The sequence below is a fragment of the Cobetia sp. LC6 genome (genome assembly GCF_030264805.1).
GTDB lineage: Bacteria > Pseudomonadota > Gammaproteobacteria > Pseudomonadales > Halomonadaceae > Cobetia.
This window is the reverse complement of record NZ_JASSPL010000005.1, coordinates 226935-245756: the sequence shown is the minus strand read 5'-3', so window position 1 is coordinate 245756 and position 18822 is coordinate 226935. Positions and strand designations below refer to the sequence as shown.

Genomic DNA, 18822 nt, shown 5'->3' with positions numbered 1-18822 from the left:
GGTCATCACATAGATCCGACACATGGTAATTATTTTAACAACATATGCTTCAACTTCCTCACCACCGTCGGCTGACTAATCCCTGCCCTCTTGGCTATCGCATAGGTGCTGGGCAGCTCGGCAGCCATCTCGCGTAGCCATTGTGCTTCGATGCGTGCCAGGCCTTCCTTGAGGGTTTCGTTGGGGCCGAGCTTGGGGGTTGGCATGGCTACTGCCCCCTCAGCGGCAGGCGCTGAGGGGGAATTGGGACTATGAGAGTTATCGGCAGTGGTAAAACTTTCAGTAACGCCTATTCCATTGGATTTTTCATTACTGAAGCCAAATGAACTGCCTAGTCCATTAGCGTTATTCGTGGAACAGGTGTTGAGCAGTGTTTTCACTGAATCGCTGTCAATGACATCACTGGGGGCGCTGAGCCAGGCGCGTTCCAGCCAGTTTTCCAGTTCGCGGATATTGCCGAGCCAGTCCTGGCGCATGAGGATGGGCCATAACGAGGCGTCGAGGAGTTTGCGGCGACCATGACGTTGATTGAGGCGAGAGAGGTGTTGCTCGATCAGGGCGGGAATGTCTTCGCGGCGTTCGCGTAGCGGTGGCAGGCTGACGGGGAGCACATTGATGCGGTAGTAGAGGTCGAGGCGGAACTGTCCCTGCTCGACGCGGGCGGCGAGGTCTTGATTGGTGGCGACGACCAGCCGAAAGTCGGCGCGGCGGGTGGTGGTGTCGCCCAGGCGGGTGATCATTCCGTCCTGAATCACCTTGAGCAGCTTGGTCTGGGTGGCCAGCGGCAGCTCACCGATTTCATCGAGGAACAGGGTGCCGCCTTCGGCCTGCTCCATCAGGCCCGCCTTGCCACGGTTACCCGCGCCGGTGAAGGCACCGGCCTGATAACCGAACATCTCGGACTCGAACAGGCTTTCGGGAATGGCGCCGCAGTTCACCTCGATGAAGGGGCCGTCGGCGCGTTGGCTCCAGCGATGCAGTTGATGGGCGAAGGCCGTCTTGCCGACCCCGGATTCGCCCAGCATCAATACCGTGGCGTTGGTGGGCGCGACCCGCTTGAGCAGCAGCGCTATCTCCCGCATCACGGGGCTTCTGACCTGCAGCTCGCCCAATTCCAGCGCGGCGTCTTCGCATTCCGCCTGCTCGCGCGCGGCCTGCTCGCACAGAGCACGCCCCTGCTGCGCGTCATGGGTGGTCTGCTCAGCAACTGAGCGCGCACTTCCCCCGCCCAGCTCACTGCCCCGCGAGTTGCGGCGCAGGTGATCCGTGAAACGCTGCTGGAGCACAGCATATTCCTGCTGCAACAGCTGGATATCGGTGAGGTCCATCGAGCGGCTGACCACGCACTCAAGCTTGCCCGCGACGAATACCGGATGCGCCTGCGCCACCACTCGCCGCCCGGTGGCGGTGAGCTGCATCATCTGCAGCGCGCGCCCCGTACGCAGCACCTCCAGACTGATCGATGGCTTGAGCACGCCACTGGCTTCCAGGTCATGCACGTTGGCGGCACACAGCTCCTCGCGGGTCATGCCATAGACCGCCGCGGCGCCGGGGCTGACATCCAGCACCTGGCCATCGGCATTGACCACGAAGTAGTGATCGTGAGCGGTGTCGATGATGGTCTTGAGAATCTGACGGTCGAGCTCTGACATGGCGGGTACCTCATGGTCGAGCCTGTGAATCGGGCGGGGCTTTCTGTGCTTCTTTTCGCAGGTCTTTCTCGCAGCTCTTTCTAACAGCTCTTTCCAGCAGGTCTTTCTCGCACTGCGCTGAAGACAGTCTCGATGATGCCTGAATGTGATCCACAAATGAATCAGTGATCCATTTTTGAATCATCAATGCCGCACTGGTGATCCACAAATGAATCACCCAGCAACCTCCGCCAAATAAAACTCAATAAAATCAATTGACTAAAAATTGGCATGGTTACTGCAATGCTGGAGTATGCGCCAAGGAGGATCGCCGGCTTTCATCACACCGTCCGGTCGGGCGATCAGGCGATCGAACACAATACCCCGCTCGCCGTCAGCGTATCGCGAGCAACTCAAGACCTGGAGAGACAGATGAGCGAGTTCAATCAGCCGCTGGGCGGCAACGACATGCCACGTTTCGGCGGCCCGGCCACCATGATGCGCCTGCCGGCTCAGGAAACCGCGGAAGGCCTAGATGCCGCCTTCATCGGCATTCCGCTGGACATCGGTACCTCCAACCGTCCGGGCGCGCGTCTCGGCCCGCGTCAGATCCGTGATGAATCGCGCATGCTGCGCCCCTACAACATGGCCACCCGCGCCGCGCCCTTCGACAGCCTGCAGGTGGCGGACATCGGCGATGTGCCGATCAACACCTTCCACCTGCCCAAGAGCATGGACATCATCGAGCAGTTCTACGATGAAGTGCTCAGTCACGACTGCGTGCCGCTGACACTGGGCGGCGATCACACCGTCACCCTGCCGGTGCTGCGCGCCATCGCCAAGAAGCATGGCCCGGTCGGCCTGATCCACATCGATGCCCACGCCGACGTCAACGACCACATGTTCGGCGAGCCCATCGCCCACGGCACGCCGATTCGTCGCGCCCAGGAAGAAGGCCTGCTCGACAGCCAGCGCGTGGTGCAGATCGGCCTGCGTGGCACCGGCTACTCCGCCGATGACTTCGACTGGTGCCGTCAGCAGGGCTTCCGTGTCGAGACCGCCGAGATGTGCTGGTTCAAGTCACTCGCGCCGTTGATGGCCGAAGTGCGCGACATGATGGGCGATCGCCCGGTGTACATCACCTTCGACATCGACGGACTGGACCCCTCCGTCGCCCCCGGTACCGGCACCGTGGAAGCCGGCGGCCTGACCATGCCCCAGGGCATGGAAATCGTACGCGGCGCGCGTGGCCTCAACATCGTCGGCGGTGACCTGATGGAAGTCTCCCCGCCCTACGACACCAGCGGCAACACCGCGCTGATGGGCGCGACCCTGCTCTACGAAATGCTCTGTGTACTGCCGGGCGTGCAACAGCGCGACTGATCCACGAACGACCCACGAATGACCTGCTGTCCTGCTGCACCCGCGCCGGGGGCTTGTCCCGCCCTCGGCGCACACAGAATCACCCGACACGATACGGCATGATGCATCACACGATGCACGGCTAGAGCCTGACCATTACAACAAGATCTAGGTGACCCGAATGACAACCAGCATCGACCCGACGGCGGATCACACGCCGTCCCGCTCCAGCCCAAGCGCCGATTCACCTTCAGACAAGGTGCACAAGGGTGAGAAGGCTCAGAAAGAGCTCATCGCCACCCGTCCCGTTCCGCTCACGACTCACGGAGTCATGAAATTTCTGCTGCCGTCATTGCTCGGCGTCAGCTTCTTCCTGGTGCCCTTCAGCACGGGTGATACCATCAACATCGGCATGGGCCTGATGGCCGATTGGCTCAAGGCGACGCTGGGCGGCGCACTACCCGCCATCGCCGTCGCGGTGCTGTGCCTTTCCGTACTGCTGACCGGCTTCGTCAAGCTCGCCAAACCGGTCTGGGCACGTCAGGGCGCGGCACACGAGCTGTTCGATGTCTCGCCGGTATGGTTTGGCATGCGTGCCCTCGGCGCCATCTTCGCGCTGATGACCTACTTCCAGTGGGGCCCCACTCAAGTGACGGCGACCTTCACCGGCGGCGTGATGCTCAATGATCTCGCGCCGGTACTGCTGACCTTCTTCTTCTTCGCGGCCATTCTGCTGCCGCTGCTGGTCGACTTCGGCTTCATGGAATTCATCGGCAGCCTGGTACGCCGTCCGTTCCGTGCCATCTTCAATCTGCCCGGGCGCAGCGCCATCGATGCCACCGCCTCATGGATGGGCTCCGGCACCGTCGGTGTGCTGATCACCACCCAGCAGTACGAGCAGGGCTTCTACAGCAAGCGTGAAGCGGCGGTGATCGCCACCAACTTCTCGGTGGTCTCGATCGCCTTCGCATTGCTGGTCACCAGCTTCATGAACATCAACCACCTGTTCGTGCCCTTCTACCTGACCGTGGTCATCGCGGGCCTGATCGCCGCCGTCATCGTGCCGCGTCTGCCGCCGCTGTCACGCAAGCGCGATGACTACCACGAGCCGGTCGGCTGCCAGATCAGTGAAGAGAACCAGAGCGGCTGTGGCGTGCTGCGCTACTCACTCGGTATGGCCGTCGCGCGCGCCGAGCATGCGCCGGGCCCGCTCAAGCTGGTGAAATCGGCCTGCTTCAACGTGGCGGACATCTTCCTCGGTCTGCTGCCGGTGGTGATCGCCATCGGTACCGTGGCACTGATGCTGGCCGAGTTCACGCCCGTGTTCACCTGGCTGTCCTACCCGATGATTCCGCTGCTGGAGCTGCTGCAGATTCCCCACGCGGCAGAGGCAGCCCCCGCCACGCTGGTCGGATTTGCCGACATGTTCCTGCCGGCGGTACTGGCCAAGGACATCGACAGCGAACTGACCCGCTTCGTGATCGCCTGCCTGTCACTGACCCAGTTGATCTACATGTCCGAGATCGGTGCCCTGCTGCTCAAGTCGAAGATTCCGCTCAAGCTGTGGGAGCTGGTGGCCATCTTCGTGCTGCGCACACTGATCACCCTGCCGATCATCGCTGGTATCGCCCATCTGTTCGTGTTCTGAGCCATCGATTGAACTGCTAGTTGAGCGACGACTCGCACTCGACTGACACCGCTTCGCGACCGACTCCTTTTCCTCATGACTTCAGGGGGCGCCACGGCGCTCCCGTCTGCCGGATAGACTGCCATGACCTGTGCTGAACTCCTGATCCGATTGCTGCGTGACACCTACGGCGTCGACACCGTCTTCGGTATTCCCGGCGTACATACCGTCGAGCTCTACCGTGGCCTGGAATCGGATGCCGATCCCGCCGCGAGCAGCATTCGCCACGTCACCCCGCGCCATGAACAAGGCGCTGGCTTCATGGCCGATGGCTATGCCCGCAGTACCGGCAAGCCCGGGGTGTGCTTCATCATCACCGGCCCGGGAATGACCAACATCACCACCGCGATGGGGCAGGCGCTGGCCGACTCCATTCCGATGCTGGTGATCTCCAGCGTCAATCGCACCGACACCCTCGGCCGTGGCCAGGGGCGTCTGCATGAGCTGCCCAGCCAGCAGCAGCTGGTGTCGGGCGTGGCGCGCTTCAGCCACACGCTGCTCGACACGTCCGCACTGCCGGAAGTGCTGGCCCGCGCCTTCGCGCTGTTCGAGGGCGCCCGCCCGGGACCGGTGCATATCGAGATTCCCATCGATCTGTTCAATGCCGAGGTGGCACTGCCTGCCGGTCGCACCACCCATGACGTCACGCGCCCGCGCATCGGCCGTCTGGCGCCGGACCCGGCCCTGCTCGAGGAAGCCGTGAGCCTGCTGCAGGGCGCCGAGCGCCCGCTGGTGCTGCTGGGCGGTGGCTGTGTCGCCGCACCCGCAGCGGCCCGCCAGTTGGTGGAGGCACTCGATGCCCCCACCGTCACCACCATCAATGCCAAGGGCCTGCTGGGCAGCGCTCACCCACTGGATCTCGGCGCCAATGCCGCGCTGCCTGCGGTACGCGAACTGGCGTGCGACGCCGATGTGGTGCTGGCGATCGGCACCGAACTTGGCGAGACCGACTACGACGTGGTGTTCGATGATGGCTTCGTCATCGGTGGCCAGCTGATCCGCATCGATATCGACCCCGAACAACTGGCGCGCAACCAGCAGGCGACACTCGCCATCGTCGCCGACGCCGGCTTGGCGCTGGAGACCCTCGCCGACCGGCTGACCGGCCTCGAGAGCAACCCGAAAGGCAAGACACGCGGCGCGCAGATTACCGCCGCCACGCTTGACGCCCTCGCGATACCGACTGACCCGGCCTTCGCGCCCTACGTGCCGCTGTTCAATACCCTGCAGCAAGCGCTGCCGGAGGCGATCTGGGTCGGCGATTCCTGTGCGACGGTCTACGCTGCCAATCACCTGCTCAGTCAGCCGGCGCCGCGCCGCTACTTCAATGCCTCCACCGGCTTCGGCACGCTCGGCTACGGCCTGCCTGCCGCGATGGGCGCCACCTTGGGCCGCCCGGACCTGCCGGTGATCGCGCTGGTCGGCGATGGCGGCATCATGTTCACGCTGTCCGAACTCGCCTGCGCGGTGGAAGAACAGCTGCCGGTAGTGATCGTGCTGTGGCACAACCAGGGCTATGAAGAGATTCGCCGCTTCATGGATAACGCCGGCGTCACGCGCCTGGGCGTCGACATCAAGGCCCCCGACTTCCAGCTGCTCGCCCAGGGCTTTGGCTGCGCCGCCGTCGCGATCGATTCCCCCCGTGAGCTGGCGACAGCGATCAGCGAGCGCGACACAAGCGCCCCGCTGCTGGTGGAAATTGATGCGGCGGGATGGCAGCGCTCAATCGCAGAGTGAGTCCGGCTCGCCACATCGCTCCACTACCTTGCACAATGCCCGCCTGTGACCCTGAGGTGGCAGGCGGCAGGAAACTCACATGTCAGGAATGTCCATGCACAAGCTCGATCATCAGTTCATCAACAATGCGTGGGTCAAGTCCCACGGCGAGGGTCGCCTGGCGGTCACCAACCCCTTCGAGGAAACCGTCATCGCCGAGGTGACGGCCGGCGATGCACGCGATGTGGAGGCTGCGGTCGCGGCTGCCGCCGATGCCTTCGAGGGCTGGCAGGCACTGAGCGGCGCCGAGCGTGCGGTCTATCTGGAGGCCTTCGCCGAGGGGCTGACGTCACGTCGGGAAGCGCTGGTGGAGATGTCGTGTCGCAACAACGGCAAGATTCGCGCCGAGGCCGAGATCGATCTTGATGACGCCATCGGCTGCTACCGCTACTACGCCGCCCAGGCACGCGCGCTGGATGCGCGTCAGGGCGTGGAGGTCGCGCATGATGTCGAGGGCTATGCCGCGCACACCTATCACGAGCCGGCAGGCGTGGTGGGACTGATCACGCCGTGGAACTTCCCGCTGGTCACCAGCGCCTGGAAGGTCGCGCCGGCACTGGCCGCGGGTTGCACCCTGGTGATCAAGCCATCTGAAGTGACACCACTGCCGGAACAGGTGATGGCCGAGATCGCGCTGGAAGCCGGACTGCCGGCGGGCGTGTTCAACCTGCTGCACGGCGATGGCGAGGGCATCGGCGCGCCGCTGACCCGTCATCCGCGCATCGACAAGATTTCCTTCACCGGCAGCAATGTGGTCGGTGAGAAGGTCATGCAGGCCGCGGCCTGCGGCACGCGCGGCGTCTCCCTTGAGCTGGGCGGCAAGTCGCCGATCATCGTGCTCGACGATGCCGACATCGAGGAAGCCGCCGACTGGGTGATGGCGGGTATCTACTTCAACGCCGGCCAGATCTGCTCCGCCACCTCGCGCCTGCTGGTGCATGAGTCCATCGCCGATGAGCTGCACGCCGCACTGGCCAGCCGCATCGATGCGCTGGTGCTGGGTGACCCGCTGGACGCCGCGACCCAGATGGGCCCGATGACCAGCGCCCGCCAGCGCGATACCGTGCTGAGCTATCTGAACGTGGCGCGCGAGGAAGGCCTGACGGCGCTGCGCGATGGCACCCACCGCAGCCTGCCGAACAAGGGCTACTTCGTGGCGCCGACGCTTTTCATCGATGTGCCGGTGACTAGCCGTCTGTGGCGCGAGGAGATCTTCGGGCCGGTGCTGTGCTCGCGCCGCGTCGCCGATGAGGCCGAGGCGATTCGCCTCGCCAATGACTGTGATTTCGGCCTGGTGGCCACGGTGGTCAGCGGTGATGCCAGACGCGCCCAGCAGCTCGGCCGTCGTCTGCGCGCCGGGGTGGTGTGGTACAACAGCGAGCAGTTGCCGCTGGTGCAGGCCAGCTGGGGTGGCTTCAAGCGCAGCGGCATCGGCCGTGAGCTGGGGCCCTGGGGCATGGCGGGCTATCTGGAGGTCAAGCACATCATCGGACCAGTGCTTGAATGAACGTATTGGCTGAGCGCCTTGTGATCAGATGACAAGACGCCCCGCCTCGGCAATCACCGAGGCGGGGCGTTTTTCTTCAAGTCTCTTGCTTCAAGGCTCTTGCTCACAGCTCCTCTTCTTCACGGCTCTCCGTTGAAACCAGGGTCTTCTCCTGTCAGCCAACCGCCGTCGTCTGGCTGATACCGTCGCGCGCGCAGGACTGGTCACAATGGCTGCCGTGAATGCTCAGCGCCTGCCAGGCATCGAAGGTGCTGAGATAGATGTCGCCACCCAGATTGGCCGGCAGCTCCGAGCACTTGAGGCGGTCCATCACCGGGCCCTTCACTTCACTCAGATGCAGTTGCACGCCAGCGGCGCTCAAGCGCTCATTGATGACTTCCAGGCTTTCCAGCGCCGAGGCATCGATCAGGTTGACCGCCTGACAGGCCAGCACCAGGTGCTTGAGCGAGGGGCGTTCGGCCATCAGCGCCAGCACCGTGTCTTCCAGATAGCGCGCATTGGCGAAATACAGGCTCTCGTCGATCCGCAGAATCGCAAGTTCAGGATCGGTCTCCACCTCATGGCGCTCGACATTGCGAAAGTGCTCGCTGCCCGGCACGCGCCCGACCAGCGCACTGTGCGGCTGGCTGGTGCGCTTGAGATAGAGCCCCAGCGACACGACGATACCGACGATGATGCCGCTCTCCACCCCATGCGCGAGGGTGATGATCAGCGTGACCATCAGCGCCGCACCGTCACCCTTCGAGTAGCGGAAGGTGCGTTTGATCGCCGCGAGATCGATCAGGCTGGTAGTGGCGACGATGATGATCGCCGCCAGCGTCGCGCGCGGCAGCCACGCCAGCCAGTCGGTCAGCCACAGGCTGGCGAGCAGAATGCCGATGGCGGTGAAGGCCCCCGCCAAGGGCGTGGCCGCCCCGGCATCGAAGTTGACCACCGAGCGCGACAGCCCGCCCGAGATCGGCATGCCGCCGCTGATGCCTGCCCCCATGTTGGAAACGCCCAGCGCGATCAGTTCCTTGTCGGGGTCGATGCGCTGACGGCGACGCGCGGCGAGGGTCTGGGCCAGCGCCAGCGATTCGACGAAGCCGACCACGCTGATCAAGAGTGCCGAGAGCAGAAGGCCCGACCAGTCATTGCTGACGAAGGACGGCAGGCTCAGGGTGGGCAAGCCGCCGGGCACGCTGCCGACCAGCGCCATGCCCTGTGCTCCAAATTGCAGCCCCCACGTCAGCAGGCTGGTGAGGATGACAGCGAGAATCGGTGTGGTCTTGCACAGCATGCCCGCCGCGCTCGCGCGCATCCCGAGGGCCATCAGGCCGTGCTTGAGATGTCGGCGTGCCAGAATCAACCCCGCCAGGCAGCCCACCCCGATGACGAGTGTCGGCCAGTGCAGCCCCTGCCCGCCTGCCGACAGCGATTCGCCCATGGCGATCAGATTGCCGCCGCTGAGGCTCAGGCCGGTGAGGGGCCCGAGCTGACTGGCGATGATCAGAATGCCCGAGGCGGTCATGAAGCCCGAGATCACCGGGTGGCTGATGAAATTCACCAGCACTCCCAGGCGCAACAGCCCCATGGCGATCAGCATCGCACCGGAGAGAAAGGCCAGCAGCAGCGCGGCGGCCAGCATCTTGGGCGTGGAGAGCGCCGCGCCATCGGCGCCGCTCATGCCCGCGATCGCCGAGGCCGTCATCAGCGAGATGATCGCCACCGGCCCCACCGCCAGAGTGCTGCTGGTGCCGAACAGCGCATACAGCACCAGCGGCAACATGCTGGCGTAGAGGCCGACCTGCGCCGGCAGCCCCGCCAGCAGCGCATAGGCCAGCGCCTGAGGCACCAGCATGACGCTGACGATCACCGACGCCAGCAGATCGCGCCCGAGACTGTGGCGGTCATAATGGGCAAGCCAACCCGCCAGCGGCAGCCAGCGGGCAAGCGGCGTCCCCTTTGCCTCTCGAACCGGCTCAGACATCGCGTGACGCCGGACGCGCCAGCCATTCATGGCCCTTGAGCATCAGGTTCCAGTAGATGAACGGCAGCCCCCGCGCCTTGAGCTGCCAGGCCAGGCGAGTCGGACGCGTGCCGTCATTGACCCACTTGGGGAAGGTCGGCTGCAGTTCGCCGCCGTAGCCGAATTCCGCCAGCACGATGCGGCCGTTCTCCACCGTCAGCGGGCAGGAGCCATAACCCCGATAGCCCGCCGTGAGCGCGCCACCGGTCAGTGTGGCGAGCAGATTCTCCACCACCACAGGGGACTGCTTGCGCACCGCTGCGGCAGTCTTGGCATTCGAGGTGCCGCTGACATCGCCCAGCCCGAAGATGTCTGGATGGCTCATGTGCTGCAGGGTCTCGGGGTCGAGATCCAGCCAGCCAGCGCCGTTCGCCAGCCCGGATTGTGCGATCAACGCCGGTGCCTTCTGCGGCGGCACCACATGCAGCATGTCGAAGGACTGCTCGACGATCTGCGGCTCGCCGCCCTCCTCGGCTGCCGGCACCTCGAAGCGTGCCGTCTGCGTCTCGCCATCCACCCCGACCAGGCGCTGATGGAACCTGACATCGATACCATAGCCCGCGACCGCCTCTTCCAGCGCTGGCACGTAGGCCGGTACGCCGAACATCACGCCGCCGGCGTTGTGGAAGCTGACCTCGAGCTGCGACAGCACGTTCTCGCGCTGCCAGTGATCGCAGGCCAGATACATCGCCTTCTGCGGCGCACCGGCGCACTTGATGGGCATCGGCGGCTGGGTGAAGAGCGCCTTGCCGCCCTTGAGAGACTGCACCAGCTGCCAGGTATAGGGCGCGAGATCATAGCGATAGTTGGAGGTGACGCCATTCATCCCCAGCGTCTCTTCCAGCCCCTCGATGGCGCTCCAATCCAGTTCCAGCCCGATGGCGATCACCAGGCGCTCGTAGCGCAGGCGATGGCCATTGCCAAGCGTGACTTCGTGCGCCTCGGCATCGATGCCGGTGGCGGTATCGCGATACCAGTGCACGCCCTTGGGCATCACCGAGTGCATCGGCTTGCGCGTGAATTCCGGCGTGAAGATGCCGCCACCAACCATCGTCCAGCCCGGCTGATAGCTGTGCTGCTCGGCGGGTTCGACGATGGCGATGTCCATGCCCGGCTGGCGCTTGAGCAGACTGGCCGCCACCGCGATACCGCCGGCCCCGCCACCGATGATCACCACCTTGTGGGCGTTGGGTGCCAGGCGGTGATTGGCGGCGCGAGTCGCCTGCGTGGCCGAAACAGCGCCCTGATTGTCACAAGGCGTCGTTGCAGAATCCGAAACTGGCGGGGTTTGTGGCGTGCTCTGGCTCATCGATAAGGCTCCCATCGCGGTAATTCGTCCATTTGAGTCACAAAATTACGTAAGCAAGCTACATAGGCAAAGCACTTCAGCAAAGCCGGCATGGCGGCCATCACAGCTGATCAAAAGGCAGATTGAGCGGAATCTTGAGATAGGCGCGCCCGTTGTCTTCCGCCGGCGGCATCTGGCCGGCGCGCATGTTCACCTGCACCGCCGGCAGCATCAGGCGCGGCATGCCAAGCCCGGCGTCACGCTTTGAACGCATATCGACGAAGGCCTGCTCATCGATGCCGTCATGCACATGGATATTGTGCTCACGCTGCTCACCCACCGACGTCTGGCAGCAGAAGCCTTCGCGTCCTTCGGCCGAATAATCATGACAAAGGAAGATGCGCGTGCTGTCAGGTAGCGAGAGCACCTTGTGGATCGAGCGATACAGCGTGCGCGCATCGCCGCCGGGGAAATCGCAGCGCGCGGTGCCGTAATCGGGCATGAACAGGGTATCGCCGACGAAGACGGCGTCGCCGATCACGTAGCTGACGCAGGCCGGCGTATGACCCGGCGTATGCAGCACGCGGCATTCAAGCCCGCCGATGGCCAGGCTGTCGCCCTCTTCCAGCAGGCGATCGAACTGGCGACCATCACGCGCGAAACCCGCCTCGGCGGCGAAGATATCGGCAAAGATGTCCTGCACTTCGCGTATGCGCGCCCCGATCGCCAGCTGACAATCCAGCTTGTCTTTCAGGTAGGCGGCCGCCGACAGGTGGTCGGCGTGAACGTGGGTCTCGAGAATCCACGCCACCTCGAGGGACTCGGCGTCGATATGCGCAAGCAAGGCATCCGCTGAGCGGGTGCTGGTGTGGCCTGCGGGATAATCGAAGTCGAGCACGGGATCAATGATCGCGCACTGACGGGACTGCGGGTCACGCACCAGGTGCGTGAAGGTATTGCTGTCTTCGTCGAAGAAGCTCTCGACCTGGGGGCGCTGTGTTGAGGTTGCCATCTTTCGACCTCCTGCTTCGCTCAAGGATTGATGCCTCAAGCCTACGCCTGCAGCGTCAACAACGCAAAAAAGAATAACGTTAAAACCATAAAGAATAACAATAAGGCGATTTCAATAACCTGCTGTTCTAGCGGGATAATTTCTGAGTCGAGGCCGAGCAAGTGCGGCTACCGGGGCGACTCTCCCCCTAAGGTATAGCGGATGGCACGCCGCAGGGCAGATAGGCTGATATTGCCAGGTGACACGATTCACCCTTACACTCTTTAACGATTAACCTCCGCGAATCGCTGTCTTTCCTTCACGCCTCATTGGATGAGCTACGCCATGCCACGCATTCTTCAATGGTCGATCACGGTTGCCCTTGCCGGCTTCCTGTTCGGTTTCGATACCGCCGTCATCTCGGGGGCGGATACCTCACTGCAGAGCCAATGGGGTCTCAGCGATCTCAACCACGGCCTCATCATCATGTCGATGGCCCTGTGGGGCACGGTGATCGGCGCCATCTTCGGCAACTGGCCGACCGATCGCTTCGGGCGCCGCGCCACGCTGATCGGCATCGGTATCCTCTATCTCGTCTCGGCGCTGGGGTCGGCGCTGGCCACTGACCCTTATGTATTCTCGTTCTTCCGTCTACTGGGCGGGCTGGGCGTGGGGGCCTCGTCCGTCGCGGCGCCCATCTACATCTCGGAAATCGCACCGCGCGAGCGGCGCGGTGCGCTGGTCGGGCTCTATCAGTTCAATATCGTCTTCGGGATTCTGATCGCCTTCGTCTCCAATTACTTCATCGGCTTCATCGACGGTGAGAACTGGCGCTGGATGCTGGGCGTGGAAGCCGTGCCAGCCGCGCTCTATCTGCTGATGATCTGCAAGGTGCCGCGCAGCCCGCGCTGGCTGATTCTCAAGCGCAACGATGAAGCGGCAGCGGCGGAGGTGATCAAACAGATCAACCCCAAGGCCGATATCGCGGAAGAAATTGCCATTATCCGTGGTACGGAAAGCAAAGAGAGCGTCAAGCAACATACTCGCCTGTTCGCCTGGCGCTATCGCTTGCCGGTGCTGTTCGCCTTCCTGATCGCGGCCTTCAATCAGCTGTCCGGCATCAACTTCATCATCTACTATGCGCCGCGCATTCTGGCCGAGGCGCAGCTTGAATCCAGTGCTGCCCTGCTCTCTACGGCAGGCATCGGGGTCATCAATCTCGCCTTCACGATGCTGGGCATGTCCTTGATCGACAAGCTGGGTCGACGCACATTGATCCTGATCGGCTCTGCCGGTTATCTACTGTCGCTGTGCCTGATTTCCTGGGCCTTCTACCTCAAGGACTTCAGTGCCTTGGGCGGTTATGGGGTCCCGATCCTGATGGCTGTCTTCATTGCGGCGCATGCCATGAGCCAGGGTACGGTGATCTGGGTGTTCATCTCCGAGATCTTCCCCAACAAGGTACGCGCCATGGGACAGTCCTTCGGCAGCTCCGTGCACTGGGTCTTCGCGGCATTGATCGCGCTGCTGATGCCGACAATTCTCAGCCACTTCAGTGGCGGACCGGTGTTCGCCTTCTTCGCCCTGATGATGCTGCTGCAGTTGGTCTTCGTGCTGTTCTTCATGCCCGAGACCAAGGGTGTCTCCCTTGAGGAACTCCAGGGCCGTCTGATCCGCCCTTCGCGCAAGGAGAAGGAGCTGGAACAGGCCGCGGCACTCGCTTCACAGGGCAACTGAGGCTCTTGACGATTAGGCTTTGAAGCCTGACTCGAATAATGCTCTCCAGACGCCGACGCCCCGCCCTGTGCGGGGTGTCGGCGTCTGTGGCTCTGGCAGTCATGCCCGTCAGGAGCCCCCGCTGAGCGTCGCCTCACGGCATGTGGGAGCGACACCACTGCCAGCACTCCATATGGCTTGCTGCCCTCCTCCTCCTGCGCTGACGCGCGCCAGATCACTACGTGCAAATAGCGTGGTATCGTCGCCGGCTCAATCGCCAGCCTCATCGGCGATTTTCAGCGCCAGATATCGGGATTATTACGGATATATTCTTTGGTCTCGTCATTCTTGCCAAGCCAACTGAAACAGTGAAAAGATCGTTTCCGAAACGTTTCGGGTAACGATTTCTGCTCACCGTTACCGCCAAGGGAAAAGTGCCATGCCGCCGAACATCACACTCAAACATCTCGCCAGCCAGCTGGGCCTGTCGGTCACGACGGTCTCACGGGCATTGGGCGGATTCGAGGATGTCAGCGCCACGACCCGTGAGCGGGTGCAGGCCTATGCCAGCGAAGTGGGCTACAAGCCCAATCAGAGCGCACGCCGCCTGAAGACAGGCCGCACCTCCTCGGTGGGCTACATCATGAACGGCGCCCAGGGCGACTTTCGTGATCAGTTCAACACCCGCCTGCTGGTAGCGCTGGGCCAGGCGCTGCACGACGCCGCACCGGAACATGACCTCATCGTCACCACGGTGCCCGAGGACCGCGACGAGCTGGACACCTACAAGCGCTTCATCGATGGCGGCAAGGTCGATTCCTTCGTGGTGGCCCGTACCCGCATTCAGGACCCGCGCGTCGACTTCCTGCTCGACAGCGGCATCCCCTTCGTCACTCACGGTCGTACCGGCCGCGCCAGCGAGCATGACTGGGTAGACATCAATGCCGCCGATGGCTTCATGCGCGCCACTCGCCATCTGATTGGTCTGGGCCATCGCAACATCCTGTTCCTCAACTTCTTCAGCGACCTCTATACCGCCGTCGAACGTGAGACCGGCTATCTGCAGGCAATGCACGACGCCGGCCTAGTGCCCAGCTCACGCCATTGCCCGCACGGCTATGCCAGTGCCTATCAGGTCGCCCATGAAGCGCTGTCCGGGGGCAACGCCCCCACCGCCTTCATGTGTGCCAGCGACATCTTCGCCTACGGCGTGATGGAAGCGGTCAGCGCCTGCGGCCATGCACCCGGCAAGGACATCGCCATCATCGGCGCCGATAACCTGCCGCCGCAGATGTACCGGCAGCCCAGCCTCAGCACCCTGGACATCTCGTTCGAGACCGTCAGTCAGGCACTGATCGAACTGGTGCTGGCGCCGCAGGAGGGCGCGCCACGTCATCGCTGCTTCGATTACGACCTGCTGCTGCGCGATACCACTGCCTGAGCACACTGGATCATCGCCTGACCTCACGACGCCAGACGCCTGACCGCCAAACGCCTGATCTGAAATTGCCACTGACAGAACGTGGTCAGCGTGACGCCAGAAAAACAACACCCGACCGGGGAGACCTCCATGCGCAAGATGCCAATCGCCCTCGCTTTGCTGGCGCTGCTGGGCAGTACGTCCGCCCTCGCTGACATCACCTTCTTCAGCACCCAGGCCAGACCGCTGGAAGAGGCCCAGCAGATGCGCGAGATCGCGCTGGCACCCTACGCCGAGGCCATCAATTACATGCCGCAGGAGACGGGCACCTTCCTGTCACGTCTCGAGGCGGAGAAAACCAGCCCCGACGGCGCGCTGGATCTGCTCGGTGGGCTGCACGGCGAACTGGGGTCGCTGACGCCCAGCATTCTGGCACCGCTGAATGACCTGGAAAGCTCGCTTGCGGACACGGGCATCAGCCAGCAGTACATGATGCTGGGCAAGCTGGGCGGCGACCAGCAGCGCTACATTCCGTGGATGCAGGCGACCTACATCATGGCCGCCAATCGCAAGGCGCTGCCCTACCTGCCCGAAGGTGCTGACCTGAACGCGCTGAGCTATGACGAGCTGCTGGCCTGGGGCCGCAACATGCAGGAGGCCACCGGCAGCCCCAAGCTGGGCTTCCCGGCCGGTCGCAAGGGGCTGATCCACCGCTTCCTGGAAGGCTATCTCTACCCGTCCTTTACCCACTCGGTGGTGCGTGAGTTCCGCAGCGATGACGCCGTGGCCATGTGGAAGAAGTTCCGCGAGATCTGGGCGGTGACCAATCCGCGCTCCACCGCCTATGGCTTCATGCAGGAACCGCTGCTCAATGGCGAGGTGTGGGTTGCCTTCGATCACACCGCGCGCCTAAAGGATGCCTTCAACAAGCAGCCGGATCAGTACGTGGCCTTCCCGGCCCCCGCCGGCCCCAGCGGACGCGGCTACATGCCGGTGGTCGCCGGTCTGGCAGTGCCCGCCAATGCCACGAATCCCGACGCCTCACGCAAGCTGATCCGCTATTTGATGACGCCCGAGGCACAGATTCGCACCCTGCGCGCGACCAACTTCTTCCCGGTGGTGGAGGCAGAGCTTCCCGATGACCTGCCCGCCAGCATTCGCATGTCCGGCAAGGCGGTCGCGGCTCAGTCCTCCGCCGATGACGCCTTGCTCTCGCTGCTGCCCAGCGGCCTAGGCCAGCAGTCGGGCCTGTTCAACAAAATCTACCGCGATGCCTTCGTGCAGATCGTACTGCGCGACGCCGACATCGAGGAGACGCTGAATATCCTCGCCCCGCGCCTGCAGACGCTGATCAACAAGTCAGGCGCAGGCTGCTGGCTCCCGGATACGCCCAGCGACGGCCCCTGCCCAGTCAAGTAAGCCGCTGGCGCCAGAACGCAACATCAAGAACGCATCACTCGCAACACAGCAGCAGCAACGGCAATCCCCAGACGGGTCGCCATGTCGGAACGCCAACCCCTGTCATACCGACCCGGTGCCACCAAACCATTCCGACAAGCCATCACAACAACGCCAAAGGTGAGCAAAGATGAAGCACGATCGCTGGCTACCTTATTACCTGATCGCCCCCAGCCTGCTGTTCATGGGTGCCTTCTTTCTCTATCCGTTCATCCAGATCTTCGCCGAGGCCTTCACCAGCAGTGACGGCAATGTTGGCCTGGCCAACTTCACGCGCATCTATCAGGACTTCAACTTCTGGCCGTCACTCAAGAACACCCTGCTGCTGACCGGGGTCGTGGTGCCGCTGCAGCTTGTGCTGGCCATCGGCATGGCGCTGATGGTCACCAAGATGAACAAGGGCCGCGACAGCATCCTCTACATCTGGACCATCCCGCTGGGCATCTCCGATCTGGCCGCCGGCATCATCTGGCTGGCGATCCTCGAGCAGTTCGGCTTCCTCAACAGCTTCCTGAGCGCGGTCAGCGTGATCGATGCGCCGGCGTCCTGGCTCAACTATCAGAATGCCTTCGCGCTGTTCCTGGCCGTGGTGGTCGCCGAGATCTGGCGCGGTACCGCCATCGTGCTGGTGATCCTGGTATCGGGCATGGGGCTGATTCCCAAGGAATATGACGAAGCCGGTCAGGTGTTCGGCGCCAGCTACTGGCAGCGCCTGTGGAAGATCACCCTGCCGATGCTGCGCCCCAGCATCCAGTCGGCGCTGATTCTGCGCACCCTGCTGGCACTCGAGGTCTTCGCGGTAGTGATGATGCTGGGCGGCAGTGACATGCCGGTACTGATGAGCGAGACCTTCGACTGGCAGTTCCTCTACCAGCAGACAGGTGCCGCTGCGGCCTACGCGGTGTTGATCATGCTGATCTCGGTGGTCATCACCGGCTTCTACATCAAGTTCCTCAATGTGCCGAAGGAGGCTCGCTGATGAAATCCTCTTCTTCCGAGGCCGTCATGCCGTCATCGCTTTCGTCACGCGCAAGCGCCTCCTCAGCCGGCTCCTCAAGCCAGGTGGCACAGACCGCACACAAACCACGGCGCAATGATATGGCCTGGAAATGGCTGTTCTGGGCCGGTGTCTCGATTCTGGTGCTGTGGGTGCTGGTGCCCATCGCCCTGCTGATGCTCAACAGCGTCAGCACGCCGGAGCAGATCACCGGCTGGCCCAAGACCCTGACCCCGGCGCTGAGCTTCGAGACCCTCGACTTCTTCTGGCACTACCAGGGTGTGATCAGCGCGCTGGGCAACTCGCTGCTGGCCGCCGTCTTCACCATGGTGATCGCCATCGTGCTCGGCGCACCGGCAGGCTACGCACTGGCCCGCTTCGTGTTCCCGGGCATGAATGCCTACCGCATGATCATCATCCTGTCGCGGGCCTTCCCGATGCCGCTGCTGGCGCTGCCGCTGGCCGTCATCTTCATCCAGGTCGGCATCGATGACTCCATCCTGGGCCTGGCGATGGTGCACGCCACCTTGGCACTGCCGTTTGCGGTGCTGATCACCTCCAGCCTGTTCATGGGCATTCCGGTGGAACTCGAGGAAGCTGCCTGGCTGATGGGCTGCAATCGCTGGCAGGCCTTCCGTCGCGTGGTGCTGCCGCTGGCCGCCCCGGGCATCACCGCCTCAGCCGTGTTCGCCTTCGTGATCTCGTGGAACGAGGTGTTCGCCTCGGCGATTCTCACCGTCGAGAACCGCACCCTGACCGCCTTCTTGGTGCAGAGCCTTTCCGAGTCACCTGCCGAGATCAAGTATGCCGGTGGTCTGATTCTGGTCGTCCCGGCACTGCTGTTCCTGTTCGCGATCAGGAAGTACCTGTTCAGCATGTGGGGCATTTCCAACCGCTAACGTACGCCCGCTCATCAGGCCAATGACCGGCGGCGATCTTCATCGTCTCCCGCAAGCGAGTTCACTTCCTCGCCGCCGCTCT

Annotated in this window: 12 protein-coding genes and 1 pseudogene; 9 read left to right on the top strand and 4 right to left on the bottom strand. The window is 63.2% G+C overall.

The window, feature by feature from the left end; genetic code table 11:
• Nucleotides 1–29: 29 nt before the first annotated feature.
• On the bottom strand, nt 30–1652 hold the full coding sequence (locus QQF40_RS08665) for a sigma-54 interaction domain-containing protein (RefSeq protein ID WP_285461086.1): 1623 nt from the start codon (nt 1650–1652) through the stop codon (nt 30–32).
• 411 nt (nt 1653–2063) lie between these two features.
• Between QQF40_RS08665 and speB the strand changes: the two genes are divergently transcribed.
• From speB to QQF40_RS08645, 4 genes are all read left to right on the top strand, one after another.
• Nucleotides 2064–3014 carry an agmatinase gene (speB, locus tag QQF40_RS08660; RefSeq protein ID WP_153635890.1) on the top strand — a complete coding sequence of 317 codons (951 nt, stop codon included), beginning with the start codon at nt 2064–2066 and terminating at the stop codon, nt 3012–3014.
• A gap of 310 nt (nt 3015–3324) precedes the next feature.
• Nucleotides 3325–4641 carry a YjiH family protein gene (locus QQF40_RS08655; protein WP_285461085.1) on the top strand — a complete coding sequence of 439 codons (1317 nt, stop codon included), beginning with the start codon at nt 3325–3327 and terminating at the stop codon, nt 4639–4641.
• Between the two features lie 123 nt (nt 4642–4764).
• Complete coding sequence (locus QQF40_RS08650; protein ID WP_285461084.1) at nt 4765–6417, top strand: 5-guanidino-2-oxopentanoate decarboxylase; 1653 nt, start codon at nt 4765–4767, stop codon at nt 6415–6417.
• Between the two features lie 88 nt (nt 6418–6505).
• Nucleotides 6506–7963, top strand: coding sequence for an aldehyde dehydrogenase family protein (locus QQF40_RS08645; protein ID WP_502871427.1), 1458 nt, complete (start codon nt 6506–6508; stop codon nt 7961–7963).
• Between the two features lie 154 nt (nt 7964–8117).
• On the opposite strand, the gene QQF40_RS08640 is transcribed toward QQF40_RS08645, so the two are convergent.
• From QQF40_RS08640 to QQF40_RS08630, 3 genes are all read right to left on the bottom strand, one after another.
• The gene (locus QQF40_RS08640) at nt 8118–9932 is read right to left on the bottom strand and encodes a SulP family inorganic anion transporter (protein WP_285461082.1); all 1815 of its coding nucleotides are present in this window, start codon (nt 9930–9932) and stop codon (nt 8118–8120) included.
• Nucleotides 9925–11280, bottom strand: a complete 1356-nt coding sequence (locus QQF40_RS08635) for an NAD(P)/FAD-dependent oxidoreductase (protein WP_285461081.1) — start codon at nt 11278–11280, stop codon at nt 9925–9927. The genes QQF40_RS08640 and QQF40_RS08635 overlap by 8 nt, the downstream gene beginning before the upstream one ends.
• A gap of 100 nt (nt 11281–11380) precedes the next feature.
• Nucleotides 11381–12271: an MBL fold metallo-hydrolase gene (locus tag QQF40_RS08630; protein WP_285461080.1), complete on the bottom strand. Its 891-nt coding sequence runs from the start codon at nt 12269–12271 to the stop codon at nt 11381–11383.
• Nucleotides 12272–12577: 306 nt separating this feature from the next.
• On the opposite strand from QQF40_RS08630, the pseudogene QQF40_RS08625 reads away from it, so the two are divergent.
• The 5 genes and pseudogenes from QQF40_RS08625 to QQF40_RS08605 all read left to right on the top strand — a co-directional run.
• Nucleotides 12578–13987 (top strand): annotated as a pseudogene (locus QQF40_RS08625) (sugar porter family MFS transporter); the annotation flags it as partial.
• Between the two features lie 418 nt (nt 13988–14405).
• Nucleotides 14406–15407: a substrate-binding domain-containing protein gene (locus tag QQF40_RS08620; RefSeq protein ID WP_285461079.1), complete on the top strand. Its 1002-nt coding sequence runs from the start codon at nt 14406–14408 to the stop codon at nt 15405–15407.
• A 129-nt stretch (nt 15408–15536) separates the two neighbouring features.
• Complete coding sequence (locus QQF40_RS08615; protein ID WP_285461078.1) at nt 15537–16805, top strand: ABC transporter substrate-binding protein; 1269 nt, start codon at nt 15537–15539, stop codon at nt 16803–16805.
• Nucleotides 16806–16974: 169 nt separating this feature from the next.
• On the top strand, nt 16975–17823 hold the full coding sequence (locus QQF40_RS08610; RefSeq protein WP_043334942.1) for a carbohydrate ABC transporter permease: 849 nt from the start codon (nt 16975–16977) through the stop codon (nt 17821–17823).
• A complete protein-coding gene (locus QQF40_RS08605) occupies nt 17823–18740 on the top strand; it encodes a carbohydrate ABC transporter permease (protein ID WP_285461077.1) in 918 nt (305 codons plus the stop codon). The genes QQF40_RS08610 and QQF40_RS08605 overlap by 1 nt, the downstream gene beginning before the upstream one ends.
• Nucleotides 18741–18822: the final 82 nt, after the last annotated feature.

Coding starts and splice junctions, on each gene's coding strand:
- QQF40_RS08630 (WP_285461080.1), bottom strand. CDS start 12,271: ATGGCAACCTCAACACAGCGCCCCCAGGTCGAGAGCTTCTTCGACGAA.
- speB (WP_153635890.1), top strand. CDS start 2,064: ATGAGCGAGTTCAATCAGCCGCTGGGCGGCAACGACATGCCACGTTTC.
- QQF40_RS08635 (WP_285461081.1), bottom strand. CDS start 11,280: ATGAGCCAGAGCACGCCACAAACCCCGCCAGTTTCGGATTCTGCAACG.
- QQF40_RS08655 (WP_285461085.1), top strand. CDS start 3,325: ATGAAATTTCTGCTGCCGTCATTGCTCGGCGTCAGCTTCTTCCTGGTG.
- QQF40_RS08615 (WP_285461078.1), top strand. CDS start 15,537: ATGCGCAAGATGCCAATCGCCCTCGCTTTGCTGGCGCTGCTGGGCAGT.
- QQF40_RS08665 (WP_285461086.1), bottom strand. CDS start 1,652: ATGTCAGAGCTCGACCGTCAGATTCTCAAGACCATCATCGACACCGCT.
- QQF40_RS08645 (WP_502871427.1), top strand. CDS start 6,506: ATGTCCATGCACAAGCTCGATCATCAGTTCATCAACAATGCGTGGGTC.
- QQF40_RS08605 (WP_285461077.1), top strand. CDS start 17,823: ATGAAATCCTCTTCTTCCGAGGCCGTCATGCCGTCATCGCTTTCGTCA.
- QQF40_RS08650 (WP_285461084.1), top strand. CDS start 4,765: ATGACCTGTGCTGAACTCCTGATCCGATTGCTGCGTGACACCTACGGC.
- QQF40_RS08610 (WP_043334942.1), top strand. CDS start 16,975: ATGAAGCACGATCGCTGGCTACCTTATTACCTGATCGCCCCCAGCCTG.
- QQF40_RS08620 (WP_285461079.1), top strand. CDS start 14,406: ATGCCGCCGAACATCACACTCAAACATCTCGCCAGCCAGCTGGGCCTG.
- QQF40_RS08640 (WP_285461082.1), bottom strand. CDS start 9,932: ATGTCTGAGCCGGTTCGAGAGGCAAAGGGGACGCCGCTTGCCCGCTGG.